At 40.5% G+C, this 20,813-nt stretch carries 16 protein-coding genes and 2 pseudogenes; 11 read left to right on the forward strand and 7 right to left on the reverse strand.

The annotated features are described in order from the left end of the window. The first annotated feature begins 97 nt into the window (after window positions 1-97). The 5 genes and pseudogenes from KV40_RS11615 (at window position 98) to KV40_RS11635 (ending at window position 5,475) form a co-directional block, all read left to right on the forward strand. Entirely contained in the window at window positions 98-1,066 is a 969-nt protein-coding gene (locus KV40_RS11615) for an ISKra4 family transposase (protein WP_156114022.1), read from the forward strand. Between the two features lie 187 nt (window positions 1,067-1,253). Continuing rightward, a pseudogene (locus KV40_RS11620) lies at window positions 1,254-1,916 on the forward strand (AI-2E family transporter); the annotation flags it as partial. 2 nt (window positions 1,917-1,918) lie between these two features. Further along, window positions 1,919-2,145, forward strand: a pseudogene (locus KV40_RS11625) (rhomboid family intramembrane serine protease); the annotation flags it as partial. A gap of 88 nt (window positions 2,146-2,233) precedes the next feature. Next, complete coding sequence (locus tag KV40_RS11630) at window positions 2,234-2,707, forward strand: universal stress protein (protein WP_052055569.1); 474 nt, start codon at window positions 2,234-2,236, stop codon at window positions 2,705-2,707. Window positions 2,708-2,712: 5 nt separating this feature from the next. Next, window positions 2,713-5,475, forward strand: coding sequence for an HAD-IC family P-type ATPase (locus tag KV40_RS11635; protein ID WP_036481356.1), 2,763 nt, complete (start codon window positions 2,713-2,715; stop codon window positions 5,473-5,475). 274 nt (window positions 5,476-5,749) lie between these two features. On the opposite strand, the gene KV40_RS11640 is transcribed toward KV40_RS11635, so the two are convergent. Continuing rightward, window positions 5,750-7,555, reverse strand: coding sequence for an ABC transporter ATP-binding protein (locus tag KV40_RS11640; RefSeq protein WP_036481358.1), 1,806 nt, complete (start codon window positions 7,553-7,555; stop codon window positions 5,750-5,752). A 246-nt stretch (window positions 7,556-7,801) separates the two neighbouring features. Between KV40_RS11640 and hemF the strand changes: the two genes are divergently transcribed. The 6 genes from hemF (at window position 7,802) to recQ (ending at window position 16,572) form a co-directional block, all read left to right on the forward strand. After that, window positions 7,802-8,836, forward strand: a complete 1,035-nt coding sequence (gene hemF, locus KV40_RS11645) for an oxygen-dependent coproporphyrinogen oxidase (RefSeq protein WP_036481361.1) — start codon at window positions 7,802-7,804, stop codon at window positions 8,834-8,836. Between the two features lie 86 nt (window positions 8,837-8,922). Beyond that, entirely contained in the window at window positions 8,923-10,263 is a 1,341-nt protein-coding gene (locus KV40_RS11650) for an OB-fold nucleic acid binding domain-containing protein (protein WP_036481869.1), read from the forward strand. A gap of 316 nt (window positions 10,264-10,579) precedes the next feature. Further along, window positions 10,580-11,125 carry an FHA domain-containing protein gene (locus tag KV40_RS11655; protein WP_036481364.1) on the forward strand — a complete coding sequence of 182 codons (546 nt, stop codon included), beginning with the start codon at window positions 10,580-10,582 and terminating at the stop codon, window positions 11,123-11,125. 179 nt (window positions 11,126-11,304) lie between these two features. Next, window positions 11,305-12,570, forward strand: a complete 1,266-nt coding sequence (locus KV40_RS11660) for a D-alanyl-D-alanine carboxypeptidase (RefSeq protein WP_036481367.1) — start codon at window positions 11,305-11,307, stop codon at window positions 12,568-12,570. A gap of 214 nt (window positions 12,571-12,784) precedes the next feature. Continuing rightward, complete coding sequence (locus KV40_RS34155) at window positions 12,785-14,353, forward strand: response regulator (RefSeq protein WP_052055570.1); 1,569 nt, start codon at window positions 12,785-12,787, stop codon at window positions 14,351-14,353. A gap of 92 nt (window positions 14,354-14,445) precedes the next feature. After that, the gene (gene recQ / locus KV40_RS11670) at window positions 14,446-16,572 is read left to right on the forward strand and encodes a DNA helicase RecQ (RefSeq protein WP_036481369.1); all 2,127 of its coding nucleotides are present in this window, start codon (window positions 14,446-14,448) and stop codon (window positions 16,570-16,572) included. Window positions 16,573-16,763: 191 nt separating this feature from the next. Here the strand turns inward: recQ and KV40_RS34160 are convergent, their stop codons facing one another. From KV40_RS34160 to KV40_RS11700, 6 genes are all read right to left on the reverse strand, one after another. Further along, on the reverse strand, window positions 16,764-17,489 hold the full coding sequence (locus tag KV40_RS34160) for an acyl carrier protein (RefSeq protein ID WP_052055571.1): 726 nt from the start codon (window positions 17,487-17,489) through the stop codon (window positions 16,764-16,766). Further along, the gene (locus KV40_RS11680; RefSeq protein ID WP_036481371.1) at window positions 17,482-17,736 is read right to left on the reverse strand and encodes a hypothetical protein; all 255 of its coding nucleotides are present in this window, start codon (window positions 17,734-17,736) and stop codon (window positions 17,482-17,484) included. Before KV40_RS11680 ends, KV40_RS34160 begins: the two co-directional genes overlap by 8 nt. A gap of 275 nt (window positions 17,737-18,011) precedes the next feature. Then, a complete protein-coding gene (locus KV40_RS11685; protein WP_036481373.1) occupies window positions 18,012-18,827 on the reverse strand; it encodes a M48 family metallopeptidase in 816 nt (271 codons plus the stop codon). Beyond that, window positions 18,827-19,279, reverse strand: coding sequence for a YbjQ family protein (locus KV40_RS11690; RefSeq protein ID WP_036481376.1), 453 nt, complete (start codon window positions 19,277-19,279; stop codon window positions 18,827-18,829). Before KV40_RS11690 ends, KV40_RS11685 begins: the two co-directional genes overlap by 1 nt. A 2-nt stretch (window positions 19,280-19,281) precedes the next feature. Next, entirely contained in the window at window positions 19,282-19,641 is a 360-nt protein-coding gene (locus KV40_RS11695) for a YbjQ family protein (RefSeq protein WP_052055572.1), read from the reverse strand. 172 nt (window positions 19,642-19,813) lie between these two features. Then, window positions 19,814-20,785: a Gfo/Idh/MocA family protein gene (locus KV40_RS11700; RefSeq protein ID WP_036481379.1), complete on the reverse strand. Its 972-nt coding sequence runs from the start codon at window positions 20,783-20,785 to the stop codon at window positions 19,814-19,816. Window positions 20,786-20,813 lie beyond the last annotated feature (28 nt).

The following is a 20,813-nucleotide window of genomic DNA, read 5'->3' on the forward strand; positions in this document are numbered from 1 at the left end:
TTGGAACGTCGGCGGACTCCAGTCCGCGCCAAACTTTGGAGGATATAGAAAAATCAGTCAGAGAACATCTCTTGGAATCAGTTGGACCTAAAATGGCATTTGTCTTGGTGCGCGTTCCCTAGCTGCGGAAACCGCAGCGGGGTCGCACCGCTTTTTTGTCAAACAAAAAACTCAAACAAACATCGGGAAAGAGCGAATAATTAAAAGCTCTGTAGGAAAACTACGTCTACGTCACAGACAATTAGAAAAGCAAGCTGTAGAAGCAAGAACTCGTATTAGTCCTTTACTTCAAAAATGTTGTCTATGTTTGAGTGCTAATGAATCGTTCTCTCAAGCAGAACAAGATCTATTTTTGCTGACAGGAATGAAAGTAGGACATAGCACCTTACAAAGACAAGTTTATACAAAACAARAGCATTTAGATTTTCCCGATAGCCCAATAGCCATTCATGAGGTATGTCTTGATGGAGGTAAAGTAAGATTGAGAACTCAACGCCGAGGAGAAAAATGTGAATGGCGAGACTATCAAGCAGCGCGTTTGTCGGGAGTATATTACGGGGCAACATTCCGAAGGAAAGAAGAGTTAACTGCATGGATTAATTCTCAAGTATTAACAAATCCCCTAATCTGTCTGGGAGATGGACATTCAGGAGTGTGGAATCTTTTTAGTCAAATTTCTACCACACAACAACGATATGAAATTCTAGATTGGTTTCATCTCAAAGAAAACTTGTTCAAAGTTGGTGGTTCATTAAAACGCCTGAGACAGGCAGAAACATTTTTATGGCAAGGAGAAGTCGAGCAAGCGATCTCTTTATTTCAACAAGAATGTCCTAAACGAGCGCGGAAATTTATTGCTTATGTTGAAAAACACCGTCATCGTCTAGTTAATTACGAGCTATTACAAGCTGAAGATTATATTTCAATTGGTTCTGGGGCAGTCGAATCAGCTATTAAACAACTCGATCGCCGTTTAAAAATTTCAGGAGCGCAATGGAATTTTAATTCAGTCAGTCCAATGTTGCGATTGCGCTGTGCTTATCTTAATAGACAAATTGCTGCTTAGTCTATTTGCCAAAATGGGATGCTCCCTCTGACAAGACTCAAGAAGATATTTAAACACAACAAGAAAAAGTGCTTTTAAAAACAAATAGCACATTTGAATAATATTTAATTGCAAGCCTTCAAACAAGATCTAGCAGTTAACAATTTTAGTTAAAAATAATGAGTTTTGGTCGATATTTAGGGTTGCTAATATTAATTATTTCTCTGTATATACTCTGACAAATCAGACAATTACTGCTTTGGTTTTGACTCTAATGTTTCTGATTAATCCCAAACCTTATTTACAGTTGTTTACTCGGTTATTTCCTTCTTTTTATCGCCAACGAGTCTGGGAAATTATCGGGCGTTGCGAAAATGCTTTGGGTAGTTGGACGACGGGAATTTTAATTGAAATGGTGTTTGTTGCTGCTTTAAGCGGTATTGGCTTGTGGATTTTGCAAGTTCCTTTGGCGTTAGCTCATGCCTTAATTGCTGGACTGCTTAATTTTATTCCCAATGTCGGTCCGACATTAAGCGTAGTGTTACCAATAGCGATCGCCCTACTTGATGCTCCTTGGAAAGCGGGAGCGGTTTTAATTTTATACCTAATTATTCAGCAAATTGAAAGTTACTGGCTCACTCCTACCATCATGGCGAAACAAGTATCTTTACTGCCTGCAATTACGCTTTTAGCGCAATTAGTTTTCGCTAATTTGTTTGGTGCGTTAGGACTATTAATCGCGCTACCTCTAACTATTGTAGTTGGAACCTGGATAGAAGAAGTGGTATTTAAAGATATTTTAGATGAATGGAAAGGCTTGTCAAAAAAATCGGTCAAAAACAATGTTTTAACTTGTAGCAGTAAAAAATAAAAGTAACTATGGTTCCTCTTGGTTTCTTCCTAACTACTATTAGAGTGCCAGCAGTTTTCTTTCTCGGTTTTTGGTTCGTACAGCAAGCTTTCTACGGCATTGCCAGTCTCCAAGCTCCCATTAGTATCGGCATGGAAGGGGGCGGTGTAGTATATTGGGCGCACGCGGGGGATTTGTTTTTGGAGCGATTATAAGTCCTTTATTTGGATTGTATCGAGGGAAAAACTAAATAAAATTTTTATCTGTCATTTTTTAATCACATTGAAGTTTTAAGCTCTAAAGCATAACTGGTAGATTTTTAAATCTAATAATAGATCGTGAACTTTAACAAAATTTTGGTGGCGATAGATCGCTCTTCTCAAGCTAATTTACTATTTACGCACGCCATTAGCCTGGCAAAGCAAAACTCAGCAGCGATACATTTTTTTCATTGCCTAGAAATACAATCTGGCTCTTCTGCAATAAAGATCGAGCGAGAAATCACCGAAGTCAAACAATTGTTAGCAGATTATCAAAACCTAGCCAAGCAAGAAGAGATTGAAGTGAATTTTAGCTGTCAAGTTGGCAATATTGGCAAAACGATCTGTCATTCGGCTCGCGAGCTTCAGGCAGATCTAATTCTATTAGGTCGTCGGGGATATCGAGGACTGCTAGCAGCGATCGCGGGTAGTGTCAGTAGCTATGTAGTCAACCGCGCTCCCTGTTCCGTATTAGTAGTGCAGGATCTCGACCGCCAGATACGGGTCGATTCGCATAAAAAAATTTTTAATCTGAATATTTTTGGAGGTTAGAGCGGATGCTTGCCAAAGAAAAAATAGAAGTCGAGCAATGGTATAGCCAACCCATTCGAGAACTCGATCGCTCTTTTAAGACTAATTTGGCATCGGGCTTGACTTCAGCACAGGTCAAACAAAGACAAGAACAGTACGGTGCCAACCAACTCAAAGGTAAACCAGGAAAAAGTCCGATAATCAAGTTTCTGGCACAATTCAATCAACCCTTACTGTATATTCTGCTGATTGCAGGTGTCGTCAAAGCTTTTCTAGGGGAGTGGGTCAATGCTTGGGTCATTTGGGCTGTAACTTTAATCAATGCGATTATTGGTTTCGTGCAGGAAGCCAAAGCCGAAAATGCGATCGCTGCTCTGGCTTCTGCGGTGCAAACCGAAACTACCGTTCGTCGTAATGGCGAGAAAGTAAGAGTTGATTCGACAGAATTAGTTCCAGGGGATTTAGTCTTACTTACTTCTGGAGACAAAGTACCAGCAGATTTACGCTTAATCGAAGTTAAAAGTTTACAGGTAAACGAGTCGGCACTAACGGGAGAATCTCTTGCCGTTGAGAAAAACGCTCAAACCCTCGAAGCGGATACGCCTCTGGCAGAACGTAGCAACATGGCATATGCGGGCAGCTATGTCACCTTCGGACGGGGAACGGGAATTGTAGTTGCCATCGGGAACGCTACCGAGACAGGGCGCATTTCTCAGCTGATGGAAGAGCGGACTAATCTTACTACCCCTTTAACTCGTAAGTTCGACAAATTCAGTCGCACTCTACTTTACGTCATTTTGGGAGTGGCTGCTTTTACCTTTGCTGTGGGTTTGGGTTACGGTAATTCTTGGGTTGCTATGTTCGAGGCAGCAGTTGCTCTTACCGTTAGTGCGATTCCCGAAGGTTTACCTGCGGTGGTTACAATCACCTTAGCAATTGGCGTTTCCCGCATGGCGCGTCGTCATGCCATTATCCGCAAATTACCTGCGGTAGAAACTTTGGGTAGTGCCACCGTAATTTGTTCCGATAAAACTGGCACGTTGACGGAAAACCAAATGACGGTTCGGGAAATCTATGCAGGAGGAGAAAGATATACCGTGAGCGGTACGGGTTACGCTCCTGAAGGTGAAATTATCGTTGCAGGAAGCGATCTAGCTACAAGCACTGGTTTGAGTAACCATCATCTCAAACATAAAGCGGTTCTCCTCGAATGTTTGAGAGCGGGTTTACTGTGTAATGATTCCCATATCGAAGTAAAGCAAGGAGAATGGATGGTCATAGGCGATCCCACTGAAGGAGCGTTGATTGCTGCTGCCAATAAAGTAGGCTTTACTCAAGAAGAGTTATCAAAGGCACTGCCCAGACTGGATGTTATTCCCTTTGAGTCGGAATATCAATACATGGCGACTTTACATGAAACTCCAGATATAACTTCTGTTGCCGAGGCAGAAAGAACCATTTACATCAAAGGTTCTCTTGAAGCAATTCTTTCCCGTTCGGGGCAAATGCTCGACGTTGAAGGCAATCCTCAACCCCTACAATCAAAAGTTATTTCAGACGAAGCCGATCGCCTGGCAGCACAAGGACTGCGAGTTTTAGCTCTGGCTAAAAAACCCGTGTCAGCAACCCATAATTCACTCCACCATCAAGACATCGAGACGGAGCTGGTATTTTTAGGGTTACAGGGCATAATCGATCCTCCCCGACAAGAAGCAATAAAAGCTGTAAGAGCCTGTCAGTCGGCAGGAATTGAAGTCAAGATGATTACGGGAGATCATGCCGTTACCGCCAAGGCGATCGCTTCCCAGATGGGATTACAACACCAGGGGGAAGTTCTAGCTTTTACAGGGCGCGAACTGACTCAGATGAATCAATTAGAACTAACTAATGCCGTTACCGACGGCGCTGTCTTTGCTCGCGTCGCTCCCGAACAAAAGCTGAGGTTAGTGGAAGCCCTACAAGATACAGGTAAAGTGGTAGCCATGACGGGAGATGGAGTTAACGATGCTCCCGCTCTCAAACAGGCAGATATCGGGATAGCTATGGGTAAAGGGGGAACGGAGGTAGCTAAAGAAGCAGCCGATATGATACTCACCGACGATAACTTTGCTTCTATTGAAGCAGCAGTGGAAGAAGGACGGACTGTTTACCGCAACTTACTCAAGGCGATCGCCTTCATTTTACCCGTCAACGGTGGAGAATCAATGACCATTGTAATCAGCGTTTTGCTTGCTAGAGCTTTACCAATACTATCTTTACAAGTCCTCTGGCTCAACATGATTAACTCCCTAGCAATGACCGTACCCCTCGCCTTCGAGCCAAGATCTCCCAGAGTAATGCAGCAGCTTCCCCGTCCCGCCAACGAGCCGTTACTCGATCGCCCTTTATTAATACGGATCTTAATTATTTCTCTGTTTAACTGGCTGTTAATTTTCGGCGTATTTGAATGGATAAATACCACTACAGGCAATATTAATCTAGCTCGCACGATGGCAATTCAAGCTTTAGTAGCGGGAAGAATTTTCTATCTTTTGAGTATCAGTCAGTTGGGAACTGCTTTATTCGGCACAATTCGGGGTAGAACCGTAAAAATTACCGATGCCCCTGCTATTTGGGTTGGCATCTTTGGCACGATAATTTTGCAGCTAATCTTCAGTCAATGGAGTCTGATGAATAGTTTATTTTCTACTGCTCCACTCAATCTAGAACAATGGCTAATTTGTCTGGCGATCGGCTTATCAATTATTCCTGTTGCAGTATTAGTCAATCGTTTCGATCCTCTCGACTAACGATCGTTTTAACTTAGAGGTAATTCCAGTCTGTTTACCGTGAATGACGAAGTGATGCAGGTAGATGTCTTTTACCGCGTTGCCAGTCAAATCACGGTAATATTACTGCTTAAAAATTCTCTCAGCAGGCTGCAATTCGGGACAAAAAGCTGGAAGGAACTCTGTTTGTATTCCTGAAGGTAAATTAAAGTTTTGTTCTTGAAGCTATGTTTTCGCCTTCTAGAGTTCAAAATAAGCGAAAATCAAAGCTAAGAGCAATAAGAATTTATACCTATTACTTGTTACTTATTACTTCATCCTTATTCCGTTTACCACCAGTTTGAACTTGCCACAGACCAGCATAAACCCCATCCATAGCCAATAATTCTTCATGAGTTCCTCGTTCGATTAACTCGCCGTATTCCATCACGTAGATCGTGTCGGAGTGTCTAATTGTTGATAGGCGATGGGCGATCGCAATAGTAGTGCGATTCTGGGTGATTTTTTCTAGAGAACGAGCGATCGCGGCTTCAGTTTCATTATCTACTGCCGAGGTTGCCTCGTCGAGAATCAAAATTGGGGGATTTTTTAATACGGCTCTGGCGATCGCAATTCTCTGTCTCTGTCCGCCAGAAAGCTTTTGCCCTCGTTCGCCAACAACGGTATCGTAACCTGAAGGTAGTTGACGGATAAAATGGTCGGCTTCGGCAACTTGGGCGGCGGCAACAATCTCATCAAAACTAGCATCGATCGAACCATAGGCAATATTTTCTCTCACCGTACCGTGAAATAAAAACACATCCTGGCTTACCAAACCAATACCGCGCCGTAAATCCCAAAGTACGATGTCTTTAATATCGATGCCGTCTACAGTAATCGTTCCCGACTGAATTTCGTAAAGCCTGAGCAATAGCTTAACTAAGGTACTCTTACCCGAACCCGTCGCGCCGACGATGGCAATAGTCTGTCCTGCGGGAATATGTAAAGAGAAATTTTTAATTACTGGCTGGCGGTCGTAGGCAAAAGTAATATTATTTAATTCAACTTCACCCCGAATTTTATTTACTGGTAACGGTAGATCCCCAGAATGGATGGTAACGTTAGTGTCTAATAAATTCATTACCCTGGTAATTGAAGCCATTGCCCGTTGATAGAGATCGAAAGTTTGTCCCAGACGAGTTAGAGGCCAGAGTAATCTTTGGGTCAAAAAGACCAAAACGCTATACGTACCTACTGCTAGAGTTCCTTCTACTGCGCTCATGCCGCCATAAAGCAAAATTCCCGTAAAGCCGAGCAAGATAATCATCCGAATTATGGGAATAAACGCTGCCGATAGGGCGATCGCTTTTTGATTGCTATGACGATAGGCATTGCTATCCTGTCTTAATCTTTCTAATTCGTAGCGTTCGGTAGTAAAGCTTTTAATGGTAGTAATTCCGCTCAGATTATTTGCCAGACGTGCATTAAGTAAGCCGACTTTAGCTCTAATGTCTGCATATTTAGGAGCTAAATATTTCTGAAAAGATACTGAAGCCCAGATAATAATAGGAATTGGCAGCATCGCCATCCATGCCACGCCAGGAACTATAACTATAAACGCGCCACCGATAATAATTGCGGTAGTTAATACCTGTAAAATTTCATTAGCACCGACATCTAAAAATCGCTCTAGCTGATTGATATCGTCGTTGAGAATTGCCAGCAGAGTTCCCGTACTGCGATCTTCAAAATAAGCTAGTTCTAAATCTTGAACGTGTCCGTAGGCATCCAAACGAAGATCGTGCTGAACATCCTGTGCCAAATTACGCCACAGCTTTTCATAGGCATACTGAAACCAAGATTCCAAACCCCAGACAATTGCCGACAACAAAGACAGCACCAAAAGCTGCTGAAAAATGTCGGTAATGCCGATTTTAGCGATAATTGAATCTTGCTGTTCTACTACTATATCTACTGCCGCACCGATAATAGCTGGAGGAGTAAGATCGAAAACTTTATTGAGAATGGAACAGATTACAGCCCGCCAAATTTTGGGGCGATATTTGTTTCCATATTGCAGCAGACGAGATAGAGGATGTCGTTTTGATTTGGCGGTTGGCATTGTATAAAGTTTAGTATTATCAAAGCTCTTGAAAGGCGATCGCGCTTACCATCCCATTCGAGCTTCAAGCGGTTCTATTACTTTATGATATTCAAATAAGCAATAGTATTGAAAACGGTGCGAGCGATCGCAACTGCAAATTAAACAATAATCCTAAACTTTAATTTATTAGCAATCCAAGCTTCTTCAATTCAAGATAATCTAGATGGGGAAGTTTTAGTAATTTTAATAAACCTATATTTTATAATGACAGCTTTAAATACCGACTCGAAAGATACCGCTAAACCTTCAACGCCGCCTGATGACTCTCAAAAAAGAGTTAGTCAGTTCATGCAACAGCTACAGGATGAAATTTGTACTGCACTAGAAGAAGCAGACGGCAAAGGAAAGTTTAAAGAAGATAGCTGGGAAAGAGAAGAAGGTGGCGGCGGGCGATCGCGAGTATTACAAGGGGGTAATATATTAGAACAGGGAGGCGTTAATTTTTCCGAAGTATGGGGCAGTAAATTACCACCTTCGATTTTAAAGCAGCGTCCCGAAGCTGAAGGGCATGGTTTCTACGCTACGGGTACATCAATGGTACTCCATCCCCATAGTCCCTATATTCCTACCGTACACCTCAACTATCGTTATTTTGAAGCTGGTCCTGTCTGGTGGTTTGGTGGTGGTGCCGATTTAACTCCTTACTATCCCTTTGCTGAAGATGCGGCACACTTTCACCGCACTTTTAAAGCTGCTTGCGACCAACATCATCTAGAATACTATCCCGTCTTCAAACGCTGGTGCGATGAATATTTTTATCTCAAACATCGTCAAGAAACTAGAGGTGTAGGCGGACTGTTTTTTGACTATCAAGACGGTACGGGAGAATTATATCGCGGCTTCAATCCTAATGGTAAAGCAGCAGAATACAGCCACAAACTAGGTGAGGTTAAGCATCGCGATTGGTCGGATTTATTTAGTTTTATCCAAGATTGCGGGCGGGCTTTTTTACCCGCATACTTACCAATAATCGAAAAGCGGCACAATATAGAGTATGGCGAGAGAGAACGCAATTTTCAACTCTATCGTCGCGGACGCTATGTAGAATTCAACCTTGTCTACGATCGCGGTACTATTTTTGGTCTACAAACCAATGGACGCACCGAGTCAATTTTAATGTCTCTACCGCCGTTAGTTCGTTGGGAATACAGCTATCAGCCAGAACCTAACACTCCCGAAGCCGAACTGTACGACACCTTTCTCAAGCCTCAAGATTGGGCAAATTGGCAATCTGCTTGATACAGCTAATTATGATATTACATCGTAGGGGCAAAGCACTGCCTTGCCTCTACCACGATATCGTTATTAATTTTACAATTCAAAAAATGGTAAAAATCGTCAGTCGCAAATCTTTGGGCAAGCAACCAGTTTACGATCTTGGTGTAGCTAAAGATCATAACTTTTTACTGGCTAACGGTACGGTTGCCTCTAACTGCTTCAATAAATCTCACTCTACAGCTTATGCTTACGTTACCTATCAAACGGCATATTTAAAAGCTAACTATCCCGTAGAATACATGGCGGCATTACTGACTGCTAGTAGTGGTATTCAGGATAAAGTAGACAAATATCGGGAAAACTGCCAAAAAATGGGTATTGTGGTCGAACCACCCGATATCAATCGTTCTGAAGCAGATTTTTTACCTTTGAGTGATAAAAGCTTGTTGTTTGGTCTATCTGCTGTCAAAAATTTAGGTCAGGGAGCGATCGAAAATATACTGAAATCTAGAGAAGAAGGAGAATTTAAATCTCTCGCTAATTTTTGCGATCGCGTCGAGTTAAATAAAGTCAATCGCCGCGCTTTGGAAACTCTAATCTACTGTGGTGCGTTTGACAGGATCGACTCTAACCGCCGTCAGTTAATTCAAGATCTTGACGTAGTAATAGCCTGGGCGCAAAAACGTACTAAAGAAAGAGATAGCGGTCAGATGAATTTATTCGATATGCTAGGTGATAATCTTACAGGCGATCGCACCGATCGATCTTTCGAGCAAGCCCCCAGCACTCCAGCAGTAGAAGATTTCCCTCTGCAAGAAAAGCTACGGTTGGAAAAAGAACACATTGGTTTTTATCTTAGCGATCACCCCCTCAAATCAGCATATCAAGCCGCTCAGATTCTTTCACCCATTCAGCTAAACAATTTAACCGAACAAAATTCTCGACAAAAAGTCAGTGCGGTAGTAATGCTCAACGCTGTCAAAACCATTACTACTAAAAAAGGCGATCCGATGGCTTTTTTGCAAATGGAAGATATTACAGGCGAAGCAGAAGGAACCGTATTTCCCAGCACTTACGAAAAGTTGGCTCCCATTTTACAAGAAAATAACCGCCTGATTGTTTGGGGTAAAGTACAGAAACGTGAAGAACGCTATCAGATAATCATTGATGATGCCGAACCCATAGAAAAAGTCAAAATGATTCTGTTTGAAATTACCCCCGAACAAGCCTCGGACAAAAGCAAACAGGTTTATCTCAAGCAGATTTTACAAGAATCTCAAGATACAAGTAAATTAAAAATTCCTGTAGTTGCCGTTATTGGTAAAGGTAAAAATCGCCAATTCGTTCGTTTCGGACAAAAATTTTGGATACACGATGAAAGTCAAACAATTAATAATCTACAAAAATTAGGGTTTAGAGTTTATAGTCAACCATTGCTTTCTAGTTAAATCTAACTAAATAAAATTGCTTAAATAAACAAAAGATAAAAACTATTTTATCAATATATCCTTATTTTAACTGATACTATCAACGCTAATAATTCGTTTTACTTTTGTAAGTAAAATCAAATCATTACAAGTATTTTATTTTGAATTAGAATGTAGACGAATATTTATTATAAGGCGATTTTTAAGTCATGCTTTGTAAAAGACCCTACAAGTTATTAGCCAATTAAAATCTACTATTTGTTTTAGCCTGCACCTGGTACTTGAAACAATTTGGCTTTCTTTCATTTATCTAATGTAATATTTACTCTATATACACATGACCGATCCAAAATCCAAGCTAAATTTAGTAAAATTTAATCGAGACGATGCACTACAAGGAAGACACATTTTAATCGTTGAATCTTCAGAGTCAAAAAGAGCCGTTTCTCTAAACGTTAGTGTTTTTTCTATCGGTCGGCATCCTCAAAATAATTTACCAATTAACGATAAAATGGTGTCTCGCCATCATGCTACTATCGCTTGGATGAGATATATAGACGATCGCGAACGCAGTCATTATGCTTTTTGGATTATTGATGGTAAAGGTAAAAGAAAAAGAAGCAGTAATGGAATTTTTATCAACGGCAAAAGACAAACTTTACACAAACTGAATTCTGGTGATGTGATTAGTTTGGGAAACAATATTAAAATAACCTATCAGTATATTCCTCATAATCCCGAAAACGATAAAGTCTTGCAGTACTGGGATCGGGAAAAAACACACTATACTCCCGTACGAGATACCAATTATAAAGATACGATGGTGTTAGATAATTCAGAAATTGAAGAAACAGTGCTATCTGATAATTATTACGATTCTTAAATTGTAGTAAATTTATCATTTGTAGTAATAAAAAAGGGAATAACGCGCGAGGCACGCCAAGCTTTCCTCGGCAAGTGCAATCGCGTAAGAGAGAGAACAGAAAACAGGCAATAGATATTCTCTTGTTTCATTGAGGATTGCTATAGAGAATTAAAATAATTTTTGGTTGTTAAATTTAAATGCTAAATTTAATTAGTTCGCTCCTTGGAGCGAGCCTGTTTTTCGGTCGTTACAAACCCTTACAACCCATACCTTTAATAGAGTGGGAGCAAGCAGTTATCTTTGAGTTACCCCCCACCAGTCGCAGTAAGGCAATCGATCGCACTATCGAAACCTACCGCCAAACCCTGGCAGAGGGCGGTATTGACCTGCAACAGCAAGGCTTATGGATTCAGTCAGAATGGGAAACCATAGCCGACAGTAATGGAACTGTTCCCATAGCCGCAGCCTCTCTAACTAAAATTGCCACAACTCTTGCTTCGTTGAGTAAGTGGGGCGCAAATCATCAGTTTGAAACTAAAGTTTACGCTACTGGAACGATAAATAACGGAACTTTAGAAGGAGATTTAATTATTGAAGGTAGTGGCGATCCTTTTTTCGTTTGGGAAGAGGCGATCGCTCTAGGTAATGCGATCGTCAATCTGGGCATCGAGCGGGTAGCAGGAGATTTAATAGTTACCAATAAATTCTATATGAATTATGAAGCTAATTCTCGAACTGCGGGAGAATTACTAAAACAAGGATTGAACGAAAAACTCTGGAGTTCTGAAGTAAACCAACAGTATTATACTTTACCTGCAAATACACCACGACCCCAGCTAGCGATCGCAGGTAACGTCAGACTAGAACGCCAAATTCCCGCTTTTGCACGTTTGTTGTTGCGCCATCAATCTCTGCCTCTCAAAGAAATTCTCAGACAAATGAATATCTACAGCAACAATCACATAGCTCAGATGCTAGCAGATTTGGCAGGAGGTGCGTCAGAAGTAGCTCGCTCTGCCGCATATACTGCCAACTTAACCCAATCTGAAATACAACTGGTTAATGGTTCTGGGTTGAGTCCTGCCAATCGTATTTCTCCCCGTGCGGTTTGTCAGATGTTACGGGCAATCGATCGCCTCTTAGAACCTCACGCTATGAATGTCACCGAGTTATTTCCCGTTGCTGGTAGAGATACGGTGGGAACAGTAGCGAAACGCAATCTTCCTCAAGGAACGAGTCTCAAAACAGGTACTTTAGCTAAAGTGAGTGCCTTAGCAGGGGTTATTCCTACTGGTGATGGCGGACAGATTCAGTTTGCTGTTATCAATCACGGCGATCGCATCGAATATTTTCGCGAGTCTCAAGATAGATTGTTACAAAACTTAGCGCGATATTGGCAGTTAGAAAAACTTCCTAAAGTTACTTATAGTGACTATTTAGGCGATCCTAGCCGCAACCTGTGATATTTTTCTGCCATCAATCATATAGTTTTTAAAAACCTTATTTGCTACTTTTGGCGATCGCGATTGTAGCGGTCTGGGCTTGCATGTTGTCTATAATCCGATCGCTCAAAAACTAAAGACAGCGATTCATGTTAAAAGTAGCGTGAATCTGGGAACAATATTTATTATGAGTATTCCTCTTTAAATCGGAATTGCTAGACGTTACAACTTTACTATGAATGATACCAATTTATCTTTGGAGTCAGTCGATAACAGCGAAGAACTGCTTTTTGACGAAGAAGAACTAATTATTGAAGAAGATTTAGAAGAGGAATTAGAAAAGAGCGAAATTGACTCTTGGAAAGTTTTAATTGTTGATGACGATTTATCAGTTCATCAAGCAACCAGGCTAGCTCTAAGAAATTTACAGTTTGAAAATAAAAATCTTACTTTTTTATCTGCTTACACTGCTGAAGCAGCTAAAATAATAATTGCCAATAATTCAGACATAGCTTTTATTTTGCTAGATGTAGTAATGGAAGCTAATAATTCTGGCTTGGAATTAGTCAAATACATTAGAACAGAATTAAATAATAAATTAGTCAGAATTATTTTAAGAACTGGACAACCAGGAGAAGCACCCGAAGAATCGATAATCACCGATTACGATATTAATGACTATAAATTAAAAGTAGAATTAACTCGCAACAAACTTATGGTAACGGCAGTTGCTTCTTTAAGAGCATACCGTGACTTAGTAGTTATCGAACAAAGCAATCGCGAAATAATGGTTCTTTATGCGGCATTAGAAACAGTTAAAAGTAATTTAGAAAATTTAGTCGATATACGTACTCAAGAACTACAGCAAGAAATTGAAGAACGCAAGCAAGTGCAAAAAACCTTAAATTTAACACAATTTTCTCTCGATCGCGCCAGAGATGCTGTTTATTTTCTCGATTCTAACGCCAACTTTTTTTACGTTAATGAAGCCGCTACTAAATTTCTTGGCTATAGCAAAGAAGAACTTTTACAAATGAGTCTTTATGATGTCGATCCTCAATTAAGTCCGTCTCATTGGGGCGATCATTGGAAAAAATTAAAAGAACTAGAAGCTTTTATCTTTGAAACAATTCATTTTACTAAAGAAGGCGATTATTTACCTGTAGAAGTAACTGCTAATTATCTTAATTTTGAAGATCGAGAATATAATTGCGCTATCGTTCGTGATATTAGAGAGCGTAAACTAGCAGAAGCACAGCTAAAAGAAGCCAATCAAAAATTACAATATCTCGCTCATATAGATGAACTAACTCAAATATCAAATCGCCGCAGCTTTGATGATTATTTTTATCGAGAATGGCTGAGAATGTTTGAAGCTCGACAACCTCTATCTTTAATTTTTTGCGATGTAGATTATTTTAAAAAATTTAACGATTGTTATGGTCATCCAGCAGGAGATGATTGTTTGAGACAAGTAGCCAAGACAATAAGTAATGCTGTTAGAAGACCTGGAGATCTAGCAGCGCGTTATGGCGGTGAAGAATTTGCAGTCATTTTACCCAATACCGATATAAATGGTGCAATACAGGTTGCCACAAATATTCAACGGGAAATTAGAAATTTAGAATTAGTACATAAAGCTTCAGAAGTATCTGAATATGTTACTTTAAGCATGGGAATTTGTAGCGAGATTCCGAATATAGAATTACCACCAAGCACTTTAATTACTAAAGCCGATCGCGCACTCTATCGGGCAAAAAAATTAGGACGCGATCGCTACTGTATTTGTGAAGAAAAACTTTAGCGTATAGATATACCAGAACTGATATTAGCTAATGACGATCGCCTGTAAAATTAACTTGTAGAACCAAACCATGCGATCGCCTGTTTTCCACTGTGGCTCAATTTACTTCTTTAGAAGCAGCATTAAAACATTTTTTTGGTTATGACTCTTTTCGATCGGGACAAAAGCAAATTATCGAACATGCCTTAAATAAAAGAGATTCCTTGACGATTATGCCCACAGGCGGGGGKAAATCTCTTTGTTTTCAGTTACCTGCTTTGTTGCGTTCGGGTTTGACGATTGTAGTTTCGCCGCTAATTGCTTTAATGCAGGATCAGGTAGATGCTTTAAAAGATAACGGTATTGGTGCGACTTTTCTTAACAGTACTTTAAATATCGAAGAAGCGCGATCGCGTCAGATAGCAATTTTACAAGGCAAGATTAAATTACTCTATGTCGCTCCCGAACGACTTCTCAATCCTGGTTTTGGCGAATTTTTAGAGCGAATTGCGGGCAAAGTAGGCATTAGCGCAATCGCTATAGATGAAGCTCACTGCGTCTCGGAGTGGGGTCACGATTTTCGCCCCGAATATCGCCGTCTTCAAACTCTACGCCAACGATTTCCCCAAACTCCCATTCAGGCATTAACGGCTACTGCTACTAAAAGAGTGCAGCAGGATATAATTCAGCAGCTAAACCTACACCAGCCACAGATACATATTGCCAGCTTTAACCGTACTAATATCCACTACGAAGTAAAAACCAAAGACCGCACCATCTATCGCCAACTGCTACAAAATATTCGTACCGAGTCTGGTTCGGGAATTGTTTACTGCTTGAGTAGGCGTAGCGTAGAAGAAGTAGCTTTAAAGCTACAGCACGACGGTATTGAGGCTTTACCCTACCATGCAGGACTGAGCGACAAACAAAGAAGCATCAATCAAACTCGTTTTTTACGGGATGATATACGAGTTATCGTGGCAACGATTGCCTTTGGCATGGGAATTAACAAACCAGACGTGCGCTTTGTCTATCATTACGATCTGCCCCGCAGCTTGGAAAACTTTTATCAAGAGTCGGGACGGGCTGGTAGAGATGGCGAACCTGCCAAATCGATTCTCTTTTTTAGTTTGGGAGATCTTAAAAAAATAGATTTTTTGATCGAACAAAAATCTAACGAAGCCGAACAGCGCATTTCTCGGCAGCAACTGCGTCAGGTAGTCGATTATGCCGAGGGAACTGATTGTCGGCGCACGATAATTTTGCGGTATTTTGGCGAACGGTATCGCGGCAACTGTGGTAAGTGCGATAACTGCCTAAATCCCAAACCAATTGAAGACTGGACGATTGAAGCGCAAAAATTTCTTTCCTGTGTGGCACGCTGTCGCGAAAAGTTTGGGGCAATGCACGTTATCGACGTGTTACGGGGTTCGCGCAAACAAAAAATTCAACAGTACGGACATCATTTACTATCTACCTACGGCATCGGTAAAGACAAAACCGCAGACCAGTGGAAGATGCTGGCGCGATCGCTTCTGCATCAAGGTTTGGTAGCAGAAAGCAATGACGGCTATCGCATTCTCAAACTAAATAAAGCCAGTTGGGAAATTCTCCGCAAACAGCGATCGGTAGAAATAGCGGTAAGCAAACCAGATAAACAAAGAGCCGTAGCTAGTAACTCTCGCAAAGCCGAAGCCGAAATTTTGTTTGACAGATTGAGAATGTTACGCAAGCAAATTGCCGATCGCCAGTCCGTCCCTCCCTACGTGATTTTTGCCGATTCGAGCCTCAAATTAATGGCGCAAGTTCGACCGACGACTTTAGACAGCTTTGCCAATTTATCGGGTATAAATCAGTATAAAACCCAGCAATATGGCGAAAGCTTTATTTCTACAATTCGCGAATTTACCGCACAGCAAAAGTTGCCTACGCCTCTACCTTCTGGCAGTCAAATGACAACTCTGCAACTGCACCAGCAGGGTTTGAGCGCGGCGGAAATAGCTAAGGAAAGAGGTATGGCTGTCGGTACGATTAACACTCATCTCTGCGAACTAATTGAAATGAATCAGCCAGTCGCGCTGAATAAGTTAGTCACTGCCAACAAGCAACAGGCAATAATTCAGACTATAGAGAAGCTAGGGGATAATTTACTAAAACCGTTGAAAGAACATTTAGGAGAAGAATATAGCTACGAAGAAATTAGACTAGTAAGAGGTTGGTGGCGCAGCCAACAGAAATAAGTAGGTTGTCTCTAGCGATCGCTAAACAACATTCGCCGATATATAATCAATAATCTCCTATCTTGGCATCAAGACCAATTGCATCACACTCTGTAAGGGCGGTTCGCGAACCGCCCCTACGAATAATGTTGTTTTTTTGTACGATAATCAAAATTATGGATAATGGCGCGATCGCACTTTATGATATTATCTTAAACTGTTATTAATTTTTCTTCTAAATTACCAGTCACAACATCATACAAATCTTTAACCGTTACTATTTCATCTGCTTGTTGGTCGCATATCTCTACATCAAATCCTTCTTCTATAGCCATTATTAATTCTATACGACATAATTCACTATGTTCTAAATCTCTAAGGTTTAATTCTGAAGTTATTTTTTCTCTCTCTATTTCAAACTGTTCTACGATAATTTCATTTATTCCTCTTCTAATCGGATCTGTTTCAAAAAAATATTTTTCTATTAATTGAGTAGTTTTAAAAGCCAAATCGTAGTTATTTTTTTCAATTGATTGTCTTAGTATTTGTTTTAAGTTTGCTTTTGCACTGTGCAAATAATCTGTATGTGGATAGTCAAAAGTAAATATATCCTTAACAAGATCGATTAATTGTTCTATTAAATACCAATCTTCTTTTTCAACTAACTGTGTAAGAATTTTCTTAAAATATATATTTATATCTGAGTAAGCTTTTCTATAATGATATTGCTTATCGCAATAAAAATTTTCTTTGATAGAGTAAGTAAAACATTCTACCAAATGCCAATCACCCACTCTAATTAATTCTGATAGAATTACTTTTAGACATATTTTCGTATTCGAGTCAATGCTTTGTTCTGTACAATCGTAATAATGCTTAAAAATTGCAGATATTTCTTTTACGGTTTCCCAATCTTCTGCTTCAAAAGCATTAGTCAAATTTTTTTTTTGAATCTGAGTTTAATTTAGGAACGCCAACAAGTTCGACACACTTTATCAAATCTTTTTCTGTTTCTGAAACATCTTCAATAAAAACATTTTCTATTAATCCAGTGATTTCTTTGACTAGCTGCCAGTTTTCATTTGCGATCGCCTTGTTCAATTCTGCTTTTAAATTTTCTTTTAAATACTTTTTTAGATTATCTTTGCCAACAATCTCAATGTATCTTGCAATATCCTGACTCATAGTAAATCCAGATAGAATAAACTCCTTAGCTCTCTTTCTGACTCAAATTATTAAATTTAGCTGTGATATAGATATCTACAAGTAAGAGGTTGTCTGAGAAGTCTGATTTATTACAACTTAGCCCCCTAAATCCCCTAAGCTTGGGGGACTTTGATTTGTTTCCCCCAGATTTGGGGGGCTAGGGGGGCAGAACCAAGAAGTGGAAAGTTAAAAAGATAACTTTTCAGATGTCCTCTAAAGCTTTTGTATTTTTTTGCTCGGTCGGTGTGCTTAAATTATTTAGGTAAATCTGTTGTTTCTCCCGACATTCGCCAACCTTTTTTGGAAGCAACTCGATACAAATAATCGATTCTGGCTTGAGTTAGAGGATGAGTAGAAAAATATGCAGATAACTTGCCCCTGCGATCGCGATTTTTAGCTAGAATGCGTTGGAAAAAATCCAGACTAGCATCACCATGTCCGTACTTTCTGACGATCGCCGATAGAGCATAAACATCGGCAGCCGTTTCCTGTCGGCGACTGTAGTGTAAATCGGTTAGAGAACCCGTCAGTGTAACTATGTCTGCATTGCCGCTACCGATGCCCAAAACTGTTGCCATAGTTATCCCAACTAGCGATCGCCCCAAGCCTTTTAAAGGATCTTTTGCTACATGATGACCCAACTCATGTGCCAGCACAAAGGCTAATTCATTTTCTGATTCTGCCTCTGTTAGTAATGCTGTGGTAACTATAATGTGTCCTCCAGGAATAATTACTGCATTGGCATATTTGTCCTTGACGATATGGATGGATGGAGAAGGGCGATTTAAATTTGTTGTTTGCAAGTCAGTTAACAAACTTTCCAGGTATTGCTGTTGCTGGGGATTAGTTTTTGAAGCAATGTTAGGTACAGTAGACAGCAGTTGTTTGCCAATTTTGGCTTCTAGTTCGGGAGAAATATGAGTAACCAACTTAGTCGCAATAACTCCCAAACCGAGATAAACCAAAACACTAAACACTACTACCGTGGCTAATAAATAAGCTAAATCCACCAAAGGATGAACGGCAGTAACGTTAACTTCTTCGGTAATTTCTTTGGGGTTATAGACCATTAGCGAATTCCCGTACCATAGGCAATGACTTCAATCGCTGCCAAGCCGTTGCGTCCGTTTTGATTGCCAATTCTCGCTGTTTCCAGGCGAACATTGACAACTTTAGTCGCTCCCCAGGCGATCGCTCCTTCTTTCATCCGCAAGATGGCTTCTCTGCGTCCGCGATCTAAGATACTTTCGTAAGCGACAACTCTACCGCCTACCAAATTGCGTAGTGAAGAAGTAAACATTTTAAAATAGTCGCCAGAAACTACTACACTCCCGACAAAAAGATTGGCTTCGTTACCCTCAGCAATTAAAAGTCCCTGCTGTTTGGCACCAAAACTCACTAGAGGTACGTGCAAAGTTTGCCGTTCTCTTTTTTTTATATCTTTATAATGTCGCTGCTCTAAAAAACTGCCGACAAAATAACCTATACCAAGCAAGAGCGCGAAAAAGATAATATCTTCCATAGCTATTGCACCTTTACTGCCGTTCCATAAGCAAATAGTTCTGCCGCACCTTGAGCGACAGAAGAAGTAGCAAAGCGAACGTTAACTACTGCATTGGCACCGACGAAAGCCGCTTGCTGGAGCATTCTTTCGGTTGCTTCCTGTCTGGCTTCTTGTAGTAGATCGGTGTATCCTTTTAGTTCTCCTCCTACCAGATTTTTCAAGCCAGCCATGATGTCTTTACCAACGTGTTTGGCTCGAATGGTACTACCCTGCACCAAACCAAAGTGTTCGATAATTTCTTTTCCAGGTACTCCTTCTAAGGTAGTGATAACTATTTGACTATTTTTAGAGGTAGCCAAACGAGAAGTTCTTGTTGCCATGAGCGATCGCTCCTAAATAATTATTTTGGTAATTAATATTAAAGTTCCCCAAAATAAATCGAAAATTGATATGGTCGATTTTCATTGCGTATAGCTCAATTGCAGTGGGCAAAGGCAGCTATTTCTGATTTTTTGCAGTCAAAATTTATTGCTCATTGCTCATTGATAAATCCTAGAGAGATATTAGACTTTCGCTTGCTGCTGCTATTCGTGTTGCTTCAGCGACTTGAAGCGCATATAAACTAGCTTGAGGACGAACGTAAAGCGAATTATTCTCTGTTAAGAAATTTAAAACCAAAGTCGTATCGCGTGCAAACAACCCACGACGGCTTTGAACTGATATTGGTTCATGCTTGTCGCCTCGAATTATAGTTCCTCGTTCTCCTGCAAATACAAGGGTACCGCGATCGCCGTGTATTTCAAAAGTGCGATCTCCTTGCCAGAAAACATCTCCTTTGCCATAAACAACTTCTGCTACGAGTTTGTTAGCAAATTTTAACTGGGCGTTACACAAACAGGCGGTAAAATAATTGGCGCGAGAACTATTCCAGTAGCGATGTTGACAGGATACAGTTTTTACCGCACCAAATAAATCTGTAAGGCGATGAATACGAGATAAAGCTGCGGCTAGAGGAAAACCAAATTCGGTTCGATGGTATTTCCAGTTTAAAGCTACATTTCGCTTGGGACTAATAGTCCTATAGCGAGCATAAAACGCGTTGCCAATCTCGGGCAGATTTTGCTTTATTGTCTGATGCAAGCCGCCAAGAAGTTCGATATGTTCGACATGAAGTAATTTATTTTTTTCAGCCGCTAACGCCAAGATATCGGTAGCCTGCTGCGGATCTAATGCCAAAGGGTATTCTACAACTACGTGTTTATCTGCTGCTAATGCCGTAGCTGCGATCGCACCATGTAAAGAATTAACCGTACAGACAAAAATTAGATCTAGTTCTGCCGAATTAACTAATTTTTGCCAGGAGTCTACTGCTTCGATCTCAAAATTTTGCCCGAACTCTTCAACTCTCGAAGCAGTACTACCCGCAACCGCAACTAGCTCGACTCTTTCATCTGCTTTTAATGCTTCAGCCCTTTTATTTGCTGCATATCCCGTTCCTACTATACCTGCTTTTATTTTTGCCATTGGTCTTTATCTAAGTACAATTTACTAA

The organism is Myxosarcina sp. GI1, from assembly GCF_000756305.1.
Lineage (GTDB): Bacteria > Cyanobacteriota > Cyanobacteriia > Cyanobacteriales > Xenococcaceae > Myxosarcina.